Origin of the sequence: Natronocalculus amylovorans (genome assembly GCF_023638035.1) — an archaeon.
Lineage (GTDB): Archaea > Halobacteriota > Halobacteria > Halobacteriales > Haloferacaceae > Natronocalculus > Natronocalculus amylovorans.
Window position 1 is genome coordinate 53,960 of record NZ_JAKRVX010000010.1, and the last position, 19,213, is coordinate 73,172.

21 protein-coding genes and 1 CRISPR repeat array (1 of these 22 only partly in view) are annotated in these 19,213 nt (G+C 47.5%); of the genes, 7 read left to right on the forward strand and 14 right to left on the reverse strand.

The features are described from left to right. A CRISPR array of direct repeats spans positions 1 to 1,044; the repeat unit is 30 nt; unit sequence GTTACAGAAGGACCGTAGACGGGTTGAAGC (it extends 1,284 nt beyond the left edge of the window). Positions 1,045 to 2,129: 1,085 nt separating this feature from the next. The 7 genes from AArcSt2_RS15590 to AArcSt2_RS15620 form a co-directional block, all read right to left on the reverse strand. Further along, positions 2,130 to 2,903, reverse strand: coding sequence for a hypothetical protein (locus AArcSt2_RS15590; protein ID WP_250585931.1), 774 nt, complete (start codon positions 2,901 to 2,903; stop codon positions 2,130 to 2,132). After that, positions 2,896 to 3,429, reverse strand: coding sequence for a DUF6884 domain-containing protein (locus tag AArcSt2_RS15595; protein WP_250585933.1), 534 nt, complete (start codon positions 3,427 to 3,429; stop codon positions 2,896 to 2,898). The genes AArcSt2_RS15590 and AArcSt2_RS15595 overlap by 8 nt, the downstream gene beginning before the upstream one ends. 183 nt (positions 3,430 to 3,612) lie before the next feature. Further along, positions 3,613 to 3,807, reverse strand: coding sequence for a hypothetical protein (locus tag AArcSt2_RS15600; RefSeq protein ID WP_250585935.1), 195 nt, complete (start codon positions 3,805 to 3,807; stop codon positions 3,613 to 3,615). Positions 3,808 to 3,958: 151 nt separating this feature from the next. Further along, positions 3,959 to 4,261, reverse strand: coding sequence for a hypothetical protein (locus AArcSt2_RS15605; protein WP_250585937.1), 303 nt, complete (start codon positions 4,259 to 4,261; stop codon positions 3,959 to 3,961). Next, positions 4,258 to 4,698, reverse strand: coding sequence for a hypothetical protein (locus tag AArcSt2_RS15610; protein ID WP_250585940.1), 441 nt, complete (start codon positions 4,696 to 4,698; stop codon positions 4,258 to 4,260). Before AArcSt2_RS15610 ends, AArcSt2_RS15605 begins: the two co-directional genes overlap by 4 nt. Beyond that, positions 4,695 to 5,024 (reverse strand): hypothetical protein, encoded by a 330-nt coding sequence (locus tag AArcSt2_RS15615; RefSeq protein ID WP_250585942.1) that lies wholly within the window; start codon positions 5,022 to 5,024, stop codon positions 4,695 to 4,697. Before AArcSt2_RS15615 ends, AArcSt2_RS15610 begins: the two co-directional genes overlap by 4 nt. Next, positions 5,024 to 5,275: a hypothetical protein gene (locus AArcSt2_RS15620; RefSeq protein ID WP_250585944.1), complete on the reverse strand. Its 252-nt coding sequence runs from the start codon at positions 5,273 to 5,275 to the stop codon at positions 5,024 to 5,026. Before AArcSt2_RS15620 ends, AArcSt2_RS15615 begins: the two co-directional genes overlap by 1 nt. Positions 5,276 to 5,477: 202 nt before the next feature. Between AArcSt2_RS15620 and AArcSt2_RS15625 the strand changes: the two genes are divergently transcribed. Continuing rightward, positions 5,478 to 5,672 (forward strand): hypothetical protein, encoded by a 195-nt coding sequence (locus tag AArcSt2_RS15625; protein ID WP_250585946.1) that lies wholly within the window; start codon positions 5,478 to 5,480, stop codon positions 5,670 to 5,672. Between the two features lie 292 nt (positions 5,673 to 5,964). Here the strand turns inward: AArcSt2_RS15625 and AArcSt2_RS15630 are convergent, their stop codons facing one another. The 6 genes from AArcSt2_RS15630 to AArcSt2_RS15655 form a co-directional block, all read right to left on the reverse strand. Further along, entirely contained in the window at positions 5,965 to 6,909 is a 945-nt protein-coding gene (locus AArcSt2_RS15630; protein WP_250585948.1) for a hypothetical protein, read from the reverse strand. Positions 6,910 to 6,922: 13 nt separating this feature from the next. After that, positions 6,923 to 8,041 carry a hypothetical protein gene (locus tag AArcSt2_RS15635; protein WP_484549549.1) on the reverse strand — a complete coding sequence of 373 codons (1,119 nt, stop codon included), beginning with the start codon at positions 8,039 to 8,041 and terminating at the stop codon, positions 6,923 to 6,925. A gap of 577 nt (positions 8,042 to 8,618) precedes the next feature. Continuing rightward, positions 8,619 to 9,416: a hypothetical protein gene (locus AArcSt2_RS15640; protein ID WP_250585952.1), complete on the reverse strand. Its 798-nt coding sequence runs from the start codon at positions 9,414 to 9,416 to the stop codon at positions 8,619 to 8,621. Between the two features lie 948 nt (positions 9,417 to 10,364). Beyond that, a complete protein-coding gene (locus AArcSt2_RS15645; protein WP_250585954.1) occupies positions 10,365 to 11,465 on the reverse strand; it encodes a hypothetical protein in 1,101 nt (366 codons plus the stop codon). Next, on the reverse strand, positions 11,465 to 12,214 hold the full coding sequence (locus AArcSt2_RS15650) for a hypothetical protein (RefSeq protein WP_250585956.1): 750 nt from the start codon (positions 12,212 to 12,214) through the stop codon (positions 11,465 to 11,467). The genes AArcSt2_RS15645 and AArcSt2_RS15650 overlap by 1 nt, the downstream gene beginning before the upstream one ends. After that, positions 12,211 to 12,744: a hypothetical protein gene (locus AArcSt2_RS15655; protein ID WP_250585958.1), complete on the reverse strand. Its 534-nt coding sequence runs from the start codon at positions 12,742 to 12,744 to the stop codon at positions 12,211 to 12,213. Before AArcSt2_RS15655 ends, AArcSt2_RS15650 begins: the two co-directional genes overlap by 4 nt. Before the next feature lie 447 nt (positions 12,745 to 13,191). On the opposite strand from AArcSt2_RS15655, the gene AArcSt2_RS15660 reads away from it, so the two are divergent. Continuing rightward, on the forward strand, positions 13,192 to 13,449 hold the full coding sequence (locus AArcSt2_RS15660; RefSeq protein WP_250586076.1) for a PhiH1 repressor: 258 nt from the start codon (positions 13,192 to 13,194) through the stop codon (positions 13,447 to 13,449). 33 nt (positions 13,450 to 13,482) lie between these two features. Then, entirely contained in the window at positions 13,483 to 13,776 is a 294-nt protein-coding gene (locus AArcSt2_RS15665; RefSeq protein ID WP_250585960.1) for a PhiH1 repressor, read from the forward strand. A gap of 249 nt (positions 13,777 to 14,025) precedes the next feature. Here AArcSt2_RS15665 and AArcSt2_RS15670 read toward each other — a convergent pair whose 3' ends face one another. After that, positions 14,026 to 14,745, reverse strand: coding sequence for a hypothetical protein (locus AArcSt2_RS15670; RefSeq protein WP_250585962.1), 720 nt, complete (start codon positions 14,743 to 14,745; stop codon positions 14,026 to 14,028). A 422-nt stretch (positions 14,746 to 15,167) separates the two neighbouring features. On the opposite strand from AArcSt2_RS15670, the gene AArcSt2_RS16890 reads away from it, so the two are divergent. The 4 genes from AArcSt2_RS16890 (at position 15,168) to AArcSt2_RS15690 (ending at position 19,053) form a co-directional block, all read left to right on the forward strand. Then, positions 15,168 to 15,302 carry a hypothetical protein gene (locus AArcSt2_RS16890; protein ID WP_425493678.1) on the forward strand — a complete coding sequence of 45 codons (135 nt, stop codon included), beginning with the start codon at positions 15,168 to 15,170 and terminating at the stop codon, positions 15,300 to 15,302. A 124-nt stretch (positions 15,303 to 15,426) separates the two neighbouring features. Next, entirely contained in the window at positions 15,427 to 16,647 is a 1,221-nt protein-coding gene (locus AArcSt2_RS15675) for an AAA family ATPase (RefSeq protein WP_250585964.1), read from the forward strand. Then, entirely contained in the window at positions 16,640 to 17,872 is a 1,233-nt protein-coding gene (locus AArcSt2_RS15680) for a DUF6414 family protein (protein WP_250585966.1), read from the forward strand. Before AArcSt2_RS15675 ends, AArcSt2_RS15680 begins: the two co-directional genes overlap by 8 nt. Positions 17,873 to 18,357: 485 nt before the next feature. After that, the gene (locus tag AArcSt2_RS15690) at positions 18,358 to 19,053 is read left to right on the forward strand and encodes a DUF3800 domain-containing protein (RefSeq protein WP_250585970.1); all 696 of its coding nucleotides are present in this window, start codon (positions 18,358 to 18,360) and stop codon (positions 19,051 to 19,053) included. Positions 19,054 to 19,213: the final 160 nt, after the last annotated feature.

Below are 19,213 nucleotides of genomic sequence, written 5' to 3' on the forward strand. Positions count from 1 at the left end.
AAAACGAGAGCGATGCGACAATTGCAACAGATGCGAGTTACAGAAGGACCGTAGACGGGTTGAAGCATTCCCAGCGTTGGGATTAACGGATTCAGAAGATGGTTACAGAAGGACCGTAGACGGGTTGAAGCGAGCAATATGCGTCCGTGGTTGGCTTTTCACAACCGGTTACAGAAGGACCGTAGACGGGTTGAAGCTGACGGATATCAACGATGCTGAAGACGAAGGTCGAGTTACAGAAGGACCGTAGACGGGTTGAAGCGACTGTCTATCAATATCAAATCTAACCAGTGGTCGGTTACAGAAGGACCGTAGACGGGTTGAAGCAAAAGGCGATCGAGTGCGCCGAGTATGCAGCGGAATGTTACAGAAGGACCGTAGACGGGTTGAAGCACAGGCTCGCAAGCGACATTAAACGGTGCAAGCTGGTTACAGAAGGACCGTAGACGGGTTGAAGCACGCGGCGGTCATCATGCGAGCGGTATGAGTCCGGCAGTTACAGAAGGACCGTAGACGGGTTGAAGCAGTTCGTCGTCAGTCGGTTTGATTTCAAGCGTCGTTACAGAAGGACCGTAGACGGGTTGAAGCAAAGCACGCGGGTATTATGGTGTGATTATCGCCGAGTTACAGAAGGACCGTAGACGGGTTGAAGCATAATTAAAGATAACGGCAGCATCGTCGGAAAATGTTACAGAAGGACCGTAGACGGGTTGAAGCGAGATTAGAAATTATTTGAACGTTGGTATTTTAATAGTTACAGAAGGACCGTAGACGGGTTGAAGCACACCAGCGCAGTACCGAGAGCATCAGGACGGATAGTTACAGAAGGACCGTAGACGGGTTGAAGCGGTGGAGACACGAGAAGAGAAGCTCAAATTCAAACGTTACAGAAGGACCGTAGACGGGTTGAAGCTCGAAGCGTTCGACGAGATCGCCAAGACCGGGAGTAGTTACAGAAGGACCGTAGACGGGTTGAAGCATCGATCCGATCTCGAGCATCAGTTTGTCAATCTAGTTACAGAAGGGCCGTAGACGGGTTGAAGCCCAGATGTTAATGCAGGCACATTCGAAAAGTAGTTGGGAGCATTGCGTGTGAGCTCGATCGTCTCCGATTTTATTTGCCGATCGGTAATATACTGCAGTGTCGGGAGACGTCGCTTTACCTCGTGTACTGATAGCTGATCAATCGAGTCCGCAGCGCTGCGGCTGTTCTGGTTGGATACCATAAAGCTGCGATCGGCGCTTTGAGCGCCTACGTCACGTAGCCTATACCAGGCGATCGCAGTGGGTCGTAGATTATGTTCCTGCTTTCGTTCTCGTCTGTACACAGCTGACTGTCTGAGTGCTACAGGATTGACCAACAGTGTGGAGAACAACAGGCAAAGCAAACACCAACTTCCCCCAGAAGTATGGAACCCGGAACAGCGATCGTCCCCAGAGAGCCAGTGGCTGATTTAATACTGCAGCTTGGCACGCGTGGCAGCTGAGCCATGCGTTTATATTTCGATCGCTGTTGATGCGGGCCCTGCTACGGACTCGAACAACTGGGCAGGGGTGTTGTCCGAGCTCGTGTACCGGTGCTAACAAAGTCCCCATTGGTGGCCGCAGTACAGAGGCGGCCAAGCTCACTTGCAGAATCGAACTGCAATAGCTGACACCAGTATGAGTATGACATTTTTGACGCACATCTACTGGTTGGCCAGCAACCGGTGGGTAACCGATCGGTAGATCGATCGCTCGTGAGTAGGGGTGTGCGTCGTGCATGTGTCACTGAGACGGGCTCTATGTCCCGATCTCGTTACTTGTTGTGTCTCTCTAGCACAGTATAAACGATGTGTTGGTTCAGGTTCACGAAACTATCATTCAGAATTGATTGCTGGTAAATAACAAATCACGCCAATCCCAGATATAACGAAGTAAAAAATGAATTCACCAATAAACCTCAGCAGATTCTCCGTATTTGGTGATGATGCAAAGTTAACCATCTCTGCGATTCCAGATAGCCCAGTGAATACTAGTACAGTTCCTACAATCAATGACACAACAGCGATTGCGTTACCCATGCACCACTTGTCGATCTCATTGTATATAAAACACTGAAATGATAGAAGACCGTCAATATTCGTCTGTCATCGCTTTTCTGCTTCCAACTCCTCACAGAGCTCACAGTACCCAAGATTAGCAATCTCGATCGTATAATCACTCACTTTAGTTGCACGGCTGACTTTTCGACCTTTTGAATATTGGTGCTGCTTGAGTGCAGCACTGACACGGCCACAATACAATTTGTGGAACGATCGCGATGTTCCTGGTGAGCCCACAACGAACCGTTCAAACTTAGCGATCGCGGCTGCCGTCCGTTCATCCAACTCTGGAAACTCATCTGCATCCGGTGTTTTGCGTGGATGCTCGAGCGTCCCACCGTCTGATCGAAGTTCGGGACGCGGATCTGCAGTGCCGACGATCTCTCCGTACCGGTCCCACGATTTGTAGCAGTCTGAACAAAAAATGCACTCTCCTTGCTCAGTCGTCTCGTATCGATCGAGTACCACTGTTCGATCGCTCTTGCCACACCAATAACACCGATCGACGTCCTCGAATACATCTTGTGCCGTAGCATCCTCCCAGATAGTGGTCTTGCTTGGACCCCAGAGATATGCCTCTGCCGCGGGGATCAACTCAACGGGATTCGATACGAGCCACTCTACAGTTGCATCGCGATCGACAACTAGTCCATCGACATACGCTCGTAGTCGGTGCTGGCCACCATACTTCGCTAGTCTCCACTCACCTTCCCAATAGCGAATCCACAAGTAACCCTGTGTATTCCCGATCGCGCAGACCGCTGCGTTTTCTTTTAGGTAGTCAGCCAGGTCTTCAGCGATCGTCCATCGATTACTCACACTGATCACCTTTAGTATCGAGTCTCTGCTGTTTCGTTTTCGTAGAGTGCACTCGCTCTGATAACCACGCCATTTGTTCACCAATTCCTCCTAAGTTGCTCTCTTGGAATGGATAGAGAACACGCGCGTTGATGCCAGCTGAGAATGCTTCTCGCTTTTTTAAAGGATTAAGATAAGATCGCCCTGCTAGAACCACTATTTCGTCTACTACTGCTCCCTTCGTGCGAAGATCCACAATCCAGTCAATCAATTCCATGCCAACGGAGTGGGCGAGCTCGTCGAGATCATTCTTAGATAAGTCAGCGATCGTCGTATCGTATGGCTCGATTTCGACTGTTGGTTCGATTAATCCGTGTTCCGCAGATAGAATAGTCCAAAAGTCACCGCACACTTCTGCATACTTTCTCTTTTTGACAAAGTATGTTGACGTGTAGAGCTCTTTTGCTGGTACAGTCTCACTTTGTTTTGCAGATCCACAGCCAACAATTACTAGCTGCACACTGTCTTTTTTGAAATCATCACTCATTGCGATCGACCTCCTTCCTGGTGTTGGCGGTCCATCCACCATCTGGAACAACCAGTTCCCCGGCTGCGAGAGCTGATAGTTTGTCGTGACAGCCGGTACAGAACGATCCCCACACCCTCCCGCTGCAGTGGAGTGTGATATCGACCTGTTCATTTTCGCATCTCTCGCAGCGCACACTGGTACTCATTGGTCCGAGTCCCCGGCATTGGCGGCCTCTCGCGTCACGATGAAATGGCTGTTGTCGTATGCCATCGTGACCTCGTATCCCGAGTTTTCTAACGCTTCGCGGATCTGTCTCACGTCCTCGATCTCCGAATCGGCTCCGAACGGGATGTCTGCGACGTACATAGTCGACCGCTCTGGTTCTTGAGCGCTCATCGGTCGACGCTCCTATACCATCGGTCTGGTCCGGCTGTGTTGTGTGGCTTGCCTGTGGTTTCGCAATTTGGACAAGCTCGCGGAAGATCGCGCTCATGGCAGCCAGCCAGTGCGTTGTTACACCAAACACAGTAGTACATTTTCGTTGGCATTAGTCCGAGACCTCCTCATAGTCGGTGTGTTCTCGGGAGAGGTCGTAGTCCCCGACGACCTGCGCGTTTAACTCAACAACGTTGTCGATACCGCCGCTACCCTGCCAGTACGGTTCGTGTTGATCGCAGCGAACGACCTTATTGACCGACATTCCACGGAGTACGTAGAGGGTGGTGGCGTCACGGTCGCAACCGTGCTCATCGCAGTCGGGGACCTCAACGACCTCCCCCGAGAGTGTCGCCTGTGTATTAGTACCGTTCTGCTCTATCTCGTCCCTGTCTGTTACGTGTCTGCCACTCATGAGAAATCCCCCAGAGTAACGACCGACTCGCCGGAACCGACTGATTCTCCGTTGTTCAGCAGGCTCTCAAATGCCAGCACAGCCTCGTGTGCGCTATCAAAATGATAACGAAGGCGTGTGGACACGGTTCCGGGCGTTCCGTGCCATTTGTCGTCAAGTCTGGCGAGCAATCGCTGTGCGTGTCGGTATTTGAGGTTCCAATCATCGAGGATGTAATCGTTTTTGTGTCCGTTGAGAACCCAGAAACACATCGCACACGTATTCTTTGATCCAGGTCGGAACATCATCTCGCCATCGTCGCCACAGTTTGGACAAGTCCAATGGCGGTCAAAGATCCGAATTCCTCGCTCGTCGACGTAGTCCATGTCGTCGAAGTCCGCACTCGAATGCGGTCGGTATTCGATTTCTCCTCGAATTCCCGTATCTCGATCGCTCATTGCTCACCCTCCGATCGGACTTGCTGTTGTGGCGTCGGTGATCCTAAGTCGGATGGATCCATCTGCAGTAGCTTCTTCGTAGTATTGTGCGTTGATTTCTCGGGATACTCCGGCATAAGATTGTGCTCGTGCAGGAGTCGCTTGATTTTCGACGAGTGAACTTCGTGATCAAAGTGTGCTGCGATCTCGCGTGTTGAGAGACCTTCTTCGTTGTAGAGCCGATCGAGCGTCTCGGGGTTCTCCCACGAATGGCTTTCCGCTGCTTTCGTATCTGTTCTGAAGTCAGCAAGCGTTGTTTCTCTTGTCTGTGGAGATTGCACCGACATTATCGCACCTCCGAGAGGTCAACAACACAGCCTGCATCGATCGTCAACCAGGACTCTGCAACCAGCTGTGTATCAGTGAATCCAATCATTGGGACTTCATCGCCAGTCACGTAGTCCGTGTGCGTGTATTGGACTGTGCTCAACGGTGTAATGAGACCTCCATCGCGAACGCTCGTGGGTTGCTCTAATCGATCGTCTCGATCCGATCGCTGTACTAACAGTTCGACTCCGCAAGGGGTGTTTTCATTCATAACGGATTACTCCTTTATGTTGATCCAGCGCCGATCACGGCCGAATTACTGGCTCACGTATACGCGTGAATCTCAACTGAATGTTATATCTGAATGGTATTAAAAGTACTTGAAATAAACTTTGAATTCACTTATATTCTAAGTCTAATCGACTTTGATTGCAGAATATTCATAGGGTAACACATCAATTGAGGTCGTACGAATGGATATGGAACTTGACGATCGCGATGCAGCTGTGTTGGACGTGTTGAAGGAAGGACGAGCGAATCCACGCTATATTCGAGAGCAAACAGGTATCGATAGTGGAGATGTGAATACGTCTCTTGTCCGCCTCTCACGACAAGGAAAGGTTCGACAGCTCACTCGTGGTCTGTATGAATACGCCGGTAGTGAATAATTGACGTCCCATCTCGAGCAGTAAAGACCGTATATTTATCTTCACCCCGTTCAAAAGCTGAAACGGAACGACAACAGAGGGCCGACGCTTCACTTAAGGGGTGTGCGTAATGGCCTCTGACCGTCGTTCTGTACTTCCACAATTTTGAGTAACTACATTGACCAATACCTGATACAACGTCGCTCGGGAGAGGCTTGAGTCGATCGAGCTGTGAGAACAAATTAACTGCCTCAGAGATAGTACAACCCTACACAGTCTATATTCGGAATCTTGAGAATTACTCAATCATGAACTAATCTTCTGCTACTCCGATATCTTCGTCTGAATCATTAGTATCGTTTGCACTCCATGCATCATGATCCAGTCGGGCTTGGGGGAGTTCAGCTATGGTACGTTCGATATAGAAATCTGTCCGGTCCTTCACGGCTTGAATTGTCCTGGAGACGACCTTCCATTCCTTCCCGTTGGTTCCTGCAATCTTTTTTAAATATTGATCAAGCCCAGCCTTTCGTAGCTCAAGAAAAGTCCTTTCAACACGATCGGAGAGCTCTTTTTGTTTGGCGTCGCCAATCTTATCCCAATAAGGGTGGGTTCTGTCCAAGACATCATCTAATTTAATCTCACCTTCTTGGACAGCAAGTGAAATCACGCTACTAAACACAGCAGAAACCATTGCTTCCTTATCGCTTTCATAAATGTCGAAGGGGTAGTGCCCACTTGGAAGAGGTTCGTTAGGGTGATGATTGATTGGAAACACAGCAGACGCAGATGGCTCTTTAATTTTATTTTCATCAAGATTCCAGACTGAAAGGCCACTTCCTGGGTCTCTCCTGAAGTGAACAATAGAGATCTCTTCTGGAATATCTTTTCCAGATAGATCGTCAAATGATGAGAGAAGAACTTCTGCCGAAATATCGCTAGCAGAGATATTATTTATGAGGCCTTGAAGAACGATATTACTCTCATTTCCCTCAACACGAAGATATCGTTGTATTTGATCAGAGTTTATTTTGAGTGATTTACACTCTATCAATAGTGCATGCTCTTCGCTTTCTGAAGAGAGAATCAAATCTGGGTTAATTACGTCTTCGCCTTCTTCATCGAGAATGTAAAATTCGTCCTCTATAACAGTACATCCATAGCCCACTTTCCCAAGTGTACCAGAAAACGTTGGCTCAAAACCAGAGAGTGCAATCCAGAGATTTATTTGCTGTGTGTGTGGATCGAGATCATGCATTACTGGCTACATGTTATCTGGTGTGACTATTATTATTGTGATAGATCAACTCAGCAGCAGGGTCGTAATATTGCTGAAGATTCGTAAATAGTCGCAAGGCAGTATTTCCACATGCACCATCGTACAAATAGAGACGCATCCAATCAGGTGCCATCTCTATCGCGATTTTATCACCATTGTGCATATCGACACCATCAACTTTGTAAGCCGACGCACTGATTTTTCGTGTATGCCCCCAGAGTCTAAAGGGGTTTTTTGCGTTGACAATGTAAGAGAGAAACTCTTCAACATCATGAACCTCTCGACTGAATTTGATAATAATCGGTGCTCCTTGGGGCCTCGCGCCGTGTTCCCTCGAAGTTGCGCCTATGATGTGGTTCGATTCGATCGCATTCAACATCTGTGCATACTGCTCTTTTATTTGTTCAACAGTAGAAATGTGGAGACGAATATTGGTACCACCCCTAGTCGTGAACATTCCTTCATTGGTCACGCGTTCTCGGACAAAGTCTCCATCAATTTCCCGGCGGATCTGGATACGAGACAATGCTAGAAATGGATCAAGCTTTTCTGTCTGTTTTAATATCTCGTAAAGGTTTTTAGAGCTGCTGCCGCTTCCGTCAATATTCAAGTCTGAAAATTCTAGGTTCTCCTTAATGAATTCTTCTGGGAAAACGTCATTAGCACCGTAACTGATTTTCACACCTTCATACGCACCCATCTCTCCAATTCGTTCAATTTGCCCTCTGGGAAGCCAGAGTCGATCTAATCCTGCTCCTTCACTAGTGACGATCTCCCGCATCGCGTCTCCAAAGAAGTTAGATTTGCTTAGTGAGTAAAATATCCAGAAGCGTTTATCATGTGTGTCAAGGAAGAACCAATCGCTTCCGCTATTACCAGTAGTCCACTTGAAAAGATGTAAATTTTGATCAACTTCACGAACGCGATCAACCTCTTCCTTCTCAAACACCTCCAACGGTGGGATATTAGATTCAACTACCGCAGTTTTGAGCATGTTCTCACCGGGAGACAGCTCAGTGTCCTCTAACAAATCTGAATAGTTGTTTTGAAGCCGATCGTTGAATGCACTCAACATTTTACTCCGGCTATTTATTGGTTGTATGGCGGACATTTTGATCAGATAATATCTCGTTTTGGTTACTTAGATAGGAATTCAGGCTGAACCCCGATTAATTTTGGTATTCAATGACAAATGATTCTTAATGAGATTTAGTTCTATGCTCTTTAGCCTCTAGCTGAATATTTGGATTTGTAACTCCATGCCGATCCTTTAGCGGCTGCGTACTCATGTGCAATAAAAAAGGCACGTCTCCGCCCCCATTTCATTGCTGACATTGATATTCCTGTCTATGGGACGATACATTTAGTGAATTGCTGATTCCAAGCCATACCGGGCCCCAGTCCGAACGGGTGCTTTTTATTTGATTCTACTAACCAACAGATGAATAGACAGCTAATGCTTTGTTGGTTAGTTGCATGAGAGATACAAATTTCAGGCTCTGTTGAAATCCTACTCTTCAGATATATTCTCATCTGAAACAGCCGGTCGATGAGAGCTGCGTATATATCGCGGAGAATCGTAGCAGACATATCATTCTCTGAAAAGAACACGCCCAACGATTGTGCTGCTACCTAAAGCCTATAAAAGTAGCATGACGTTTGGCTCAATTGAGGAAGATGTTCACTGATCAGTACAGCCGACTGAAATTCCATCGACCTAAATTGACCTCTTTCTCATCCGCTTCTTCCCCTTTCTTCAACACGAAGTAGACTGCCTGCTCTACCTGCACCAAACCAGTCTTCGCCTGCAGATTGGTAGCTGAACCCACGTTATCAGGATGAGCACCTATCGTGGAACAGTAGTTGTACGGGTTTGCCAACATCTCATAGTCATACGTATTCCCATCATTGTGGTGCTGTTCTCTGTCAATCAAAGCAACACTCTTCTTGGCTAGTTCAGCGAGTCCATTTTTGTAGTGACAATCTTCGTACGTCATCTTTTCTAAGGCATTTCGTCCATACCACAACGCCTCTGCATTACGGCCCTGAGCCAGTTCCTTCCGAGCTCTCTCAAGAAAGGCCACAGTCCGAATCGGAGCATGTTGTTCAATATACGACCGGTGCTGCTTCTTTTCCTGCTGAGCCGGTTCTGAAACCGGATGGACCAACTCATAATACCCGTCGTCATCTTGATCCAGTTCTAGGTTAGACCCCCGCAGACCATCCCTCAATTTTTCTAAAACCTCTTTCCGGAGTGGTGCTTCCTTGTTAATCAGATGCTGTATGATCTCTCGGCGCTCCTCCACCTCAACATACTTCAAGATCTCGTAGACCTTTTCGGAGGTATTACCGTCTAACTCAATTTCAGTTTCAGCATCTTCCTCCAGTTCAAACCGTTCAATCAGGTGTTCAACCTCCTTGTGACGGTGAGGAGCCACTCCATCGGAGATGTCCTTTAGCTGTCCCTTCGATAATTCACTATTCATAACTTGTTCTTACGTCAATATGCAAACATTATAAAACTAATTGGCCTCGGGAATCAGTAATCAATGGGTTCCCTGAACGGACCGCAACCGGGGCAGAATATATCACTTGCTGAGGATTTCAACAGAGCCAAATTTCACGGTGTGTAGCACAATCGAGGAAAATTTTTTTCTCGGGGATTTAGCTCCGAGAGTGTACGGGAGGATCTCGATCCAATCGGTATCAAGACGCGATGTTAGAAGACGATGTCGTAGAGAAGAGAACTCGTACCCGGTGAAAACAATAGTCTCGATCTCTCGTCCAGCCTATTATCTCGCTTCTCTAGACTAACAACGTTTCCTAACACATATCTTACACTCACTCAGTACAACATTCTCTAAAACCGACGCTTTTTTAACCTTTAGTTCTGTAGAACACCGTAGCATAAACGTAGTAGCGAGGAAGAAAGGAACTTTCCCCGCAGCAACGTGTCTTAGCGTCTCTTCGTGTCTTATTCCTTGTTTTCGTCTAAGTGCGCGTACTACAGAGTATATCGCCTCTCTGTCTCCTCTCAACCGCTCCGGACACCTTCGGACGAAAACACGTGAGAAAAAAATATTCCCGCATTGTGCAACACATCGTGAAATCTATGTTATTAATCGCAAGACGTAAGCAAGTAACATAATTGAACTACTGTCAAAACGAGAGCTCCCGTATTACATATTTGTCGTGAAACGGTCCGATCGTCTCGAAAATGCACCGCTCTTCGAGAACGAACACGAAAATTTCTCTTTACCGATCGAGCTCGGACGCGATTGGGCACGAAACTCTCTCGATTGTACGAGTGAGTGACACAAATTCGCCGATCGACCAGTGAAAATATCACTCTAACACAATGAACTGGCAAAATGAACGAAGGTTGAAAATAGCAGTCGCTGGTTGGAGGGGCGATCGGCCGGGAGTCGATCGGGCTATATGTGGTCTTGCAGCGCGATCGTGTATTTGTACTCCATCGTATCGAGTACACCCTCCTGGACTGCGTGTGGTAACACGATGAACTCAGTTGACCACTTCGCTAAGGTTGCTTTGAGATACGCTTCTGCGTGATTGAATGTCGTCGGATGTTCAACCGCGAGCTTTGTTGCATCAGTGGACTCCAAGATGGCTGCACACGGTGCGAGTGATTCCATAAACTCACCAAGTGCTTCGTACCACTGTCCAATTGTTCGCTTGTTTTTGACTTTCCCAACCGCATTCAAATATGCATCTGGGTCAAAGAGTGTTTCAATACGATCGATCGCGTCTGGCGTTTCGATCGCCTCTTGATAGAGGTTCTCGGCAACAGTCAGCTGCTTTTCTTCCGTTGTGTAGTATGCATTTGCACCTGGAGCCGGCGACTCGTAGAGATGTTCTGTAATAAGTGGCTCGTACGTCTCAAAGATATACTTTCGACCAGCAGCATCATCAACGCGATCGTGGAACGGTACCAGGTACTCTTCGATAACGTCGTCCAGGAGCTCGCGAGTCACCAATCCGTCATACGACTGCGATCGGAGGATCCCAACAACGACTCGCGATGTGTACTTGTGTGATTGCTTAAGGGAGCTCTGGCGAACGCGGTTAGGGTGAATGTCCAACTCTTCACTCCAGTGGCCATCATCCGACACTGCATTCTTGAGTTGATCCCACGTGTACGCGGGACCTGCACAGCCAAGATCGCTTGGTCCAGGCGTCACCGTGTAACTGCTTGGGTGTGGCTTCGCACCACCATCTGAGACGAGCTCTTGTCCATCCTCGCGATCGACACACGTGCGAAGGTCCTCGAGCAAGTACTCGTCGTCAACAACATCACGTGGGTCTTCGCCCTGGATAATTCGCTGTTTTTGTTCAGGCGTTATTTTCTCTGCGAGCGCAACAGGGTCGATATTCCCGAACACTTGCGAGTAGCCTTGAATAATAAATTCGCGAAGCACGGCCGCTTGCGACGCGTCAGCGTGATCGTACGCCAGCGCCTCGAGCATCAGCTTCTGCGTCCCCGACATGCGTGCGGAGATCGTTCGGGCAGTCGCCATCAGTGCTCACCTCCATCAGCTGCGATCGGCTGTTTCGATCGCGTGTCTGTGGTCGTTTTCGGGGTGGTCGATGCATCTGTGTTTGCGATTGTAATTGGGGTGTTTTCCATTGTTGACTGGCTAGGTGTCTCGTTTTTGCGCGCAGAAAGCTCGGCCAGCCGTTTGTTCACGGCTGCCACTTTCGCTTTTGGAATCGGTTCTTCTGCTGCCAAGCCCTCGTTGATCGATCGCAGCTTTGCTGGATCGTCAATCGAACAAATGATATCGTACGCGCGGCGCTTTGCGGCCGCAAAATCCTGATCACGCTGACGATCGCGATCGTGCTTGTGATTATGATCGCGAGTATTGTCTCGACGCCGATCGGTCGACCGGGACTGTGTCGTGTTTACTGTATCTCCAGCCGTGGCGTTGACGCCCGATCGATCGGTCGTAGATGACTGATCGACGCTGGACGTTGTGTTTGAATCCACTGGCTGTGAGTCAAAATTTTGTTTTTGTACCGTTGATGATTCGAACCCAGTAACCGCACTGAATCGCTTACCGATCGCACGCACCACCGCACGCCGATTGCGGTGTGCTTCGTGCTCGGCTCGCGCCCAGTGGTGGAGTCTCTCGCGAGACTGCATGCCACGAAGCAATCCAATGACGGTTGCGGTGACTGTGTGCTCACTGCACGCGGTTAAAAATCGCAGCGGGTTCTCACTAATGACGCCGTCGTATCTGTACTTCCCGTAGGATGTTTGTCTCATTGATATTCACGCTCACGTGCGATCGAGACTGCTGCCGCACGGTGAGTAGGGGTGTTTTTCCGTTGATTGAGAGCAGTACGTGGGGTGTTCCATCGCCACTGTGTCTTGCACTGGATGTGTTCACGACCATCCGTCGCGATCGTGCACATCTGGGGTGTGATCACAGTTGTATTGCCATGGATGCACGCCGTCTGCGGACGATGTCTGAGCTCGGCCACCGTCGAGGCATGGGTCGTGTCTGAATTCGTCGCGATCGCGATTGCAATCGTAATCGAAATTGTGATCGTACCCACACACCCGATCGTCCAAGGTCGGTGGTCGTCATCGCTTGTGTTGTCCTGGTCGACTTCGGCACCGTCGACCGCACTCAAATCGTGGACTGTGTCGCTATTGAATGACCGCGTCGCCTGTCGCCAGATCGGGTTTTGATCGGACGTCGATCGGATATCTTCCGATAGCGCACGTGTACGTGTAGAAAATGGATTTGGGTCCGATCGACGCTGGCGACATCTGGCGACACCAGGTGACATCTGACGACAGATCGGCGTCCTGCGATCGTTGTCTGGCTCGGTCGCATGTTCTGTGAGATTAGATTGGGCGTTGCTAATAAAATGCTCAATAGGCCCGAGGGGGCCCTGTATAAATCCACGTGTATGTACTGTTGAGACTTCGTTTGTGGAGCGTCCTCTGGTCTTAACCTCACTCTTAAGAGGTCTGTCGTCTTGTATTGACATGGCTTCGTAAATCTCCTTACGCGGAGTTGGAAGCCACGCGATCGGTGTTCCAGCACCGGTTGCATTTTACTTACCGTATAATGCGTGCGTGACTTCCAGTTACATCTTTAATGGCATCCTACTTAGGCTTTTCTGACGGTTGTAAAGTTTACATTAACTATTGTAGAATGATTAATGTACTCTAGTAACTAATTTCCTTGTATCGGTGGTAATATGAGTGTATCCCTCGGACTGTCGGATGATATGCGAAAACGTGCGGAGTGGATGGTTCCATCGGATGAGCAGATCCTTGAGCTTATTCGAGAGCATGGGAATTTGACGCCCTCCGCGATCGCAGCCTTTGGTGGTCCAGTACGACAACACGCAAGCACACGTGCAGGTGTGCTCGTAGAGTACGGCCTCCTTCAACAAGTCCACCGCGGACTGTATGGGATCACTGACAAGGGTCTCAAATTTCTGGACGAAAAGCTCGACGCGAGTGAGCTCGACCCTGTTGAGTAGACTGTGGTTCATCACGCGGCGATCGGTGGTAATATGAGTGTATCCCTCGGACTGTCGGGTAATATGCGGAAAACGGCCGACTGGATGACCCAAGCTGACGATCGAATTCTGGAGTTGATCCGCGACGAAGGGAATCTGACTCCATCCGCGATCGAACACCTTGGAGGTCCTGTTCGACAGTATGCCAGTGAGAGAGCAACGCTTTTGGCCCAATATGGTTTGCTGGAAGTAGTCTATCGCGGACTCTACCGACTCACGGACAACGGACACGCCTACCTAGACGAGGATCTCGATGCCAACAAATTAGAGCCCGTAAACAGCGAGTAACTTGAAAAACGCAGTTGTTCGGTGTTCGAAATAGTAGTTTGTGAAAACCCTCTGTAGCTGAAAGGAATTGGGTGCAAGATACAGGGCTCATAGTCAGTAGATAGTCAGCTACGACTAGCGATCTGTTCTCATACCCGTGTTGAATATAGAGGATGGATTCATTAACACGTGTATATTGAGTCAATCGCTGATGGAGGCTCTACACTTCTAAGAATCGCTGAATCTCGGAAGAGGTTGGAAGCATTCCTCTCACATTTCCATGCCCGATTGGTCAATATCCTTGGGGTGATCACGTAGCAATTTTTGATAGCTTGTCCAATCGATGTAGTCTTCTGTATCTGGAGCTAGGATAAAGAGAAATTGAACTGTGAGTTCGAGCATCTCAAGTTCAAGCCCCTCTTCAGTTTCCGTGTACCATGTCTCCCCCGTCTCTATAGGGAGGAATACGCCTTCAAATGGGAACGGGTCAATAGTACCCAAAGCGGACATGACAAAACTGCGTGAGGACCAATTATCTGGTGAGGTAAGTCCCGAAAAATCAACGTTTTTCTCAATCCCTCTCGCCCGAATCATTTTCTCTTCTGTGTTTTCCGTATATGCCAGTTGCAGGTTTGTATCGAATTTATACAGGCCAGTCGGAGACTCCTCGCCCTGTATCAAGGACTCGACAGGGTAAACGAGGTTACTACTTGAGAAAATATTCATTAGCGCTCGGACCTGTCGATGTTCGTCGTTAAGATTGATCTCTTTAATTAACTCCTTTCCGGACTTCTTTCTTATCAGACCCTTTAGCGAAACCAATATATTGCCGACCCCACCGCCTAGTTCCTTTGTCGTGGATATGCTTTCACGCTGGATAATCTTCGTGATGTCATCGGAATATCGATTAAAATACTGATCAAGTAACCCTGATGAAGTATACATTACCAGTTTATGCTTTCGAGGATAATTGCCATCATCAATTTCCATATTATGTTCATGTAGTCCGTTCTGATAGATTCCTCGGTGGTAGACTATTCCTCGGAACTCAAGCAATCTGAACACAATTGTTACAACCTATATCTCTTCCTAACTTAGATGTTCAAATGACCGACTTAGATGAAATATTCATCATCGACTCGTACATGAGAACAAAGACTACTTACTGAGCGATGGGGGTCAGATCAGCAGCCTTTGAGACGAGAACAGAAACATATGGAAGTTGTCGACGAACTGCAATCGAAACTTGGTTGATACAAAGGCCGGTTAGAAGATATGTGTGAGCAGAGACGGGGGGAAAGCCGGTGAACGAAACCAATTGAAGAATCAAAATTGAATTAAATCCTCGAAGCCGCTCCTTGTACTGCCAAACACTTGAATTCAACTCATACGATACAGCTTAACTCGAACACATACTAAAGAAACGGGTCGAACAAGCATTCGATCCCGGATCCGTACCGGACCAGATTATCACAAAGATCGCAGAACAAGTAGCAGAAAACAGTGGAGACTGTCGACAAGCACTACAAAAACTGCTACAGACCTGAGAGAGAAGCAGAACGTAAAGATGGTACTCAAGTGGAGTTAGAATATATTTAGTTTCAATCTTAGCAATAGGGTTATGAATGTCGGGTGTCAAGTGGCTTACGAGAGCTGAGGTCCAGAATTTCTATGCCTGATAATAACGTTGCATCTGTGAAGACTGTCTTAGAGAGTTCTGGAGAGCTTATCGTAATATTTGACAATCAGAATACGTTCGTGGTTATCGACCAAACAAGTGAAGATGTCACTCCAGGGGATATTGTTAAGATAGACGAACAGGTGCAGTACGCCTCAGAGATAGTGAGTACAGGGGGATACGATACGGGAAGCCTCGTTGGTGTTATAAAACGGATTTCGTCTGATAGAGTAGTTGTCAAGACCGAGAACACTCATATGGGTGTGGCTAATCCAGACGGTATAGATGTAGAAATTGAAGACACTGTTGAACTGAATGGTGCTGTGGGGAGAATAATAAGGGTAATTGAGGGTATCGACCCACCGTCTTTCGATGTCCAGCAAGAAGAATTTGATGTTGATGATTACAGGACAGAAGACCCAGAGGATTCCTTCGAAGATATTGGCGGGCTTAAACGAATAAAAGAACGGGTGAGAGAGGTAGTTGAACTGCCTTTGCAAAAGGCAGAGGAATTCGAAGATATCGGCGCTGAGGCACCTACAGGTGTCTTATTTCATGGTCCTCCCGGAACAGGGAAAACATTGTTTGCACGAGCTGTCGCCAACAGCCTTGATGAAGGAACCTTCTATAACATCAAAGGTCCAGAAATACTAAACAAATGGTACGGAGAAAGCGAGAAACAAATCCGGTTAGTATTCGAAGACGCCGAAAAACAAGAGGGTCCTTCAATTATTTTTATCGACGAAATTGAAAGCTTGGCCTCCTCCCGAGAGGATTCTAGAGACGTCGATCGACGGATCGTAGCCCAGCTTCTGACTCTGATGGACGGGTTTGAAGAGTACGAAGATGTGATCGTAATTGCTGCAACAAACCGTCCCGAAGATATCGATCAAGCACTTCTCCGACCCGGACGATTTGATAGAGAAGTTGAGTTCCCCTCCAAGCTTTCTATTGAGGATAGGGAAGATATTCTCAAGACAATTTCCGAGGCCAAACCGATGCAGATCGCAGATTCTGTCAATTTCGGTGTTTACGCAGAGAAGGCTGACGACTGGACTGGTGCAGAGCTAGAAAGACTTCTAAATGAAGCCGCGATTATCGCTATCAAGGACGACAGAACCGTGATTAAACGGGAAGATTTGAGACTCGCCTTTAGACAAATTGATCGTTCTAATAATCGAAGAGAGAAAGGTAGGGGTGAAGAAAGTGTCTGAAAGCTGGAAAGACAAAATCCTGTTCTGGCGATCCGACGATGATGGGGATCTAAGTCTACGAGAATTCATATATTTGGACGAGGTGAGTGTGGTTAGTCTCCTAGCCTCTCTTACAAGGGAGATAACGGAATCACGGACAGATACAGAGACCACGGAGAAACAGAAAAAATGGAGGTTTCGGTTTTTTATTTGGATCAAGAAGGTTCTGAGGTTGGGGGGGAGCCGCGAAACGCTTAAAATAGACAGGGATACTGAGGAGGTGGTTCGCCGGTCGAAGATCCAGTCAAAGTTTGATGAGCTGTATAGCAAGACTGCTACCAGTTTCGAATTAGAAAGTGATGGTGAACGTTTTCTCGTTTCTGATCTGAAAAAAGGCGGTGTGGCGGAGATAGAGATTGAGTTTTCCGCCCATGAGCTATACCACTTTTACAAGGCGTATCAATACCTATTCGATGTGTTTGAAGAACACTCTGAAGATATGGATCCCGAGCAAGAGCAGATCATTGAACTGATGGGATCTTTGTTTGGTGATCAGATTCCGGTCGTGGGGAAAGCTGTTAATTACAGGGTGGTTGACGGCGAGATCTGTTCATCAGACGTTTTAGATGATCATAAGGATGGAGAGGCTTTGGAAGTTGTCGGAGCCCTAGATCCTGAAATGCTATGGCAAGATGCTAGCACGTTTCTTTATGAGGATAATGTGTTCATGGCTTACGTGCGTATTCCGGAGACTGAGCTGCAAGAGGAGTGGGATCCGGTTAAATTAACTCGGGTTATCAAGAGTATTTCCAAGCCTGTCGGGCGTCGGTTGAGCGGGATGATCCAGTTTGGGCTTACACAGGCGAAAGAGGAGCTAGATGAGGCGAATTTGGAGAATGAATCCTCAGCGAATGGGTTGGTTCAGGATATCCACACTACTTATTTTGACCATATAGAGGATTCCGCTAGGATTGAGATTGAGGATGAAATGAGAGAAGAATTAATTCGTAGTGCAATAGCAGAGGGTATCCGAATAACAGATGAAACTGAGATGGAAGTTCAGACAGAAGTTTTGAAGGAGATTACAAATCGGGTTGAGGAGCAAGAGGGTGTGGATTTAGATCGAGAGGAACTTTCTGATCTCCGAATTGAGTTAGTCGATGAGCAAGATGTTGTGGAGGAGATTGAGTCTCAGAGTGAGAAAGGCAATTATCTTGAGGTCAGTTTTGTAGCCATCTACTGGTGATTGTGCATATCAGTGTCGATACATATGTTAGAGTTTGAACTATAATAGTCTAAACTCTAAAGAAACAGTGAGAGTTCCACGGGTCACCTGGACCGTGATTATTTACTTTTATACATATGTGAGTCAAATAACCCACAATCCTACGACTGTGGTAGACTGGTAGCGAATTTCTTCCTGTTTTCGGAGTTATTAAGAACGTAGTGGTTCCATGTCAGACAAATGCGAAGGCCGAGGGTGTCTTGGATGACTCAAGGTGACGATCGTATCCTTGAGACATTGGAAAGTAGTGGACTTGTTTTGAGCCCTTCGGTAATAGCTTACAATACAGATTATACGCGTAATTACATCAACAAGCGGATGAGAAAATTGTTGAATAAGGGGCTGGTTGAACGTCATACTGAAGGCTTGTACTCGATCACTGACAAAGGACGAGCATATCTCAAGGGTGAGATCGACGCGTCAGAGCTCGAAGATTCTGAATAGAAATGGCAACGCTCCATGTATTTATAGACGAAAGTGGGCAACATCACAAAGGGGAGCACTATACACTTGCTGCATGCTGGGCTGTTTCTAATTATGATAATAATAATTCAGACGGCGTTTTAGACCCAACAAAACAGAGACTTCTCAGCCAGATAGATCATAACTATTCGGAATTGAAAGGCCAGCGCTTAGATCATGGCGACTACCAGTGGGTTATCTCAAATATTGAATCACTGTCGTATAAAGACAACACTGTATTTACGTCACCCAGTTTGTGGCGTAGTGCATCACCGATTCAAGCATCATTCCACGATCTCCAACCAGACGTTGCTGTTGCCTCGATTCAAAGTCTAGTTGGAAAAGGACGAGACAGCAAAAACTCAGTGCATTTATTAGCACTGGTTTCAGTTCTCTCACCCATTTTTAAACCCCACATTCAATCCGCAGCAGAGATTGATAACATCCGAATTACGCTTGACGGAAACATATGGACACAGGCTGCAGGAGCTTTTGAATCTGGATTAAAATCAGCAGGTTACTCTGGGCACCCTATCACGGTTGTAACTGCTGACAGCAAACAGTATCCTGGCATACAATTTGCAGACCTGTTCGCATATGTATGGAGACAGAACAAAATTGATGGTCAATATTCTGACCTTATCAAGCAGGTAGAGTCACTAATCATAAACAGACCATAGCTACCACTCAGAATTTTAAAACGTTAGACGACGATCAAAGTCTCATTCCCCTTCAAGGAGGGATCATTGTCTTCGACGGCGTCTGCACGTGGCAACGCGAGTCTCATTCCCCTTCAAAGAGGGATCATTGTCTCACGTGACACGTGACTCCACATGTACA

Bases quoted from the DNA above. Each gene is read 5' to 3' on its own strand.
- AArcSt2_RS15595 (WP_250585933.1), bottom strand. From the start codon at position 3,429: ATGAGTGATGATTTCAAAAAAGACAGTGTGCAGCTAGTAATTGTTGGC.
- AArcSt2_RS15600 (WP_250585935.1), bottom strand. From the start codon at position 3,807: ATGAGCGCTCAAGAACCAGAGCGGTCGACTATGTACGTCGCAGACATC.
- AArcSt2_RS15605 (WP_250585937.1), bottom strand. From the start codon at position 4,261: ATGAGTGGCAGACACGTAACAGACAGGGACGAGATAGAGCAGAACGGT.
- AArcSt2_RS15610 (WP_250585940.1), bottom strand. From the start codon at position 4,698: ATGAGCGATCGAGATACGGGAATTCGAGGAGAAATCGAATACCGACCG.
- AArcSt2_RS15615 (WP_250585942.1), bottom strand. From the start codon at position 5,024: ATGTCGGTGCAATCTCCACAGACAAGAGAAACAACGCTTGCTGACTTC.
- AArcSt2_RS15620 (WP_250585944.1), bottom strand. From the start codon at position 5,275: ATGAATGAAAACACCCCTTGCGGAGTCGAACTGTTAGTACAGCGATCG.
- AArcSt2_RS15625 (WP_250585946.1), top strand. From the start codon at position 5,478: ATGGATATGGAACTTGACGATCGCGATGCAGCTGTGTTGGACGTGTTG.
- AArcSt2_RS15630 (WP_250585948.1), bottom strand. From the start codon at position 6,909: ATGCATGATCTCGATCCACACACACAGCAAATAAATCTCTGGATTGCA.
- AArcSt2_RS15635 (WP_484549549.1), bottom strand. From the start codon at position 8,041: ATGTCCGCCATACAACCAATAAATAGCCGGAGTAAAATGTTGAGTGCA.
- AArcSt2_RS15640 (WP_250585952.1), bottom strand. From the start codon at position 9,416: ATGAATAGTGAATTATCGAAGGGACAGCTAAAGGACATCTCCGATGGA.
- AArcSt2_RS15645 (WP_250585954.1), bottom strand. From the start codon at position 11,465: ATGGCGACTGCCCGAACGATCTCCGCACGCATGTCGGGGACGCAGAAG.
- AArcSt2_RS15650 (WP_250585956.1), bottom strand. From the start codon at position 12,214: ATGAGACAAACATCCTACGGGAAGTACAGATACGACGGCGTCATTAGT.
- AArcSt2_RS15655 (WP_250585958.1), bottom strand. From the start codon at position 12,744: ATGTCACCTGGTGTCGCCAGATGTCGCCAGCGTCGATCGGACCCAAAT.
- AArcSt2_RS15660 (WP_250586076.1), top strand. From the start codon at position 13,192: ATGCGAAAACGTGCGGAGTGGATGGTTCCATCGGATGAGCAGATCCTT.
- AArcSt2_RS15665 (WP_250585960.1), top strand. From the start codon at position 13,483: ATGAGTGTATCCCTCGGACTGTCGGGTAATATGCGGAAAACGGCCGAC.
- AArcSt2_RS15670 (WP_250585962.1), bottom strand. From the start codon at position 14,745: ATGGAAATTGATGATGGCAATTATCCTCGAAAGCATAAACTGGTAATG.
- AArcSt2_RS15675 (WP_250585964.1), top strand. From the start codon at position 15,427: ATGCCTGATAATAACGTTGCATCTGTGAAGACTGTCTTAGAGAGTTCT.
- AArcSt2_RS15690 (WP_250585970.1), top strand. From the start codon at position 18,358: ATGGCAACGCTCCATGTATTTATAGACGAAAGTGGGCAACATCACAAA.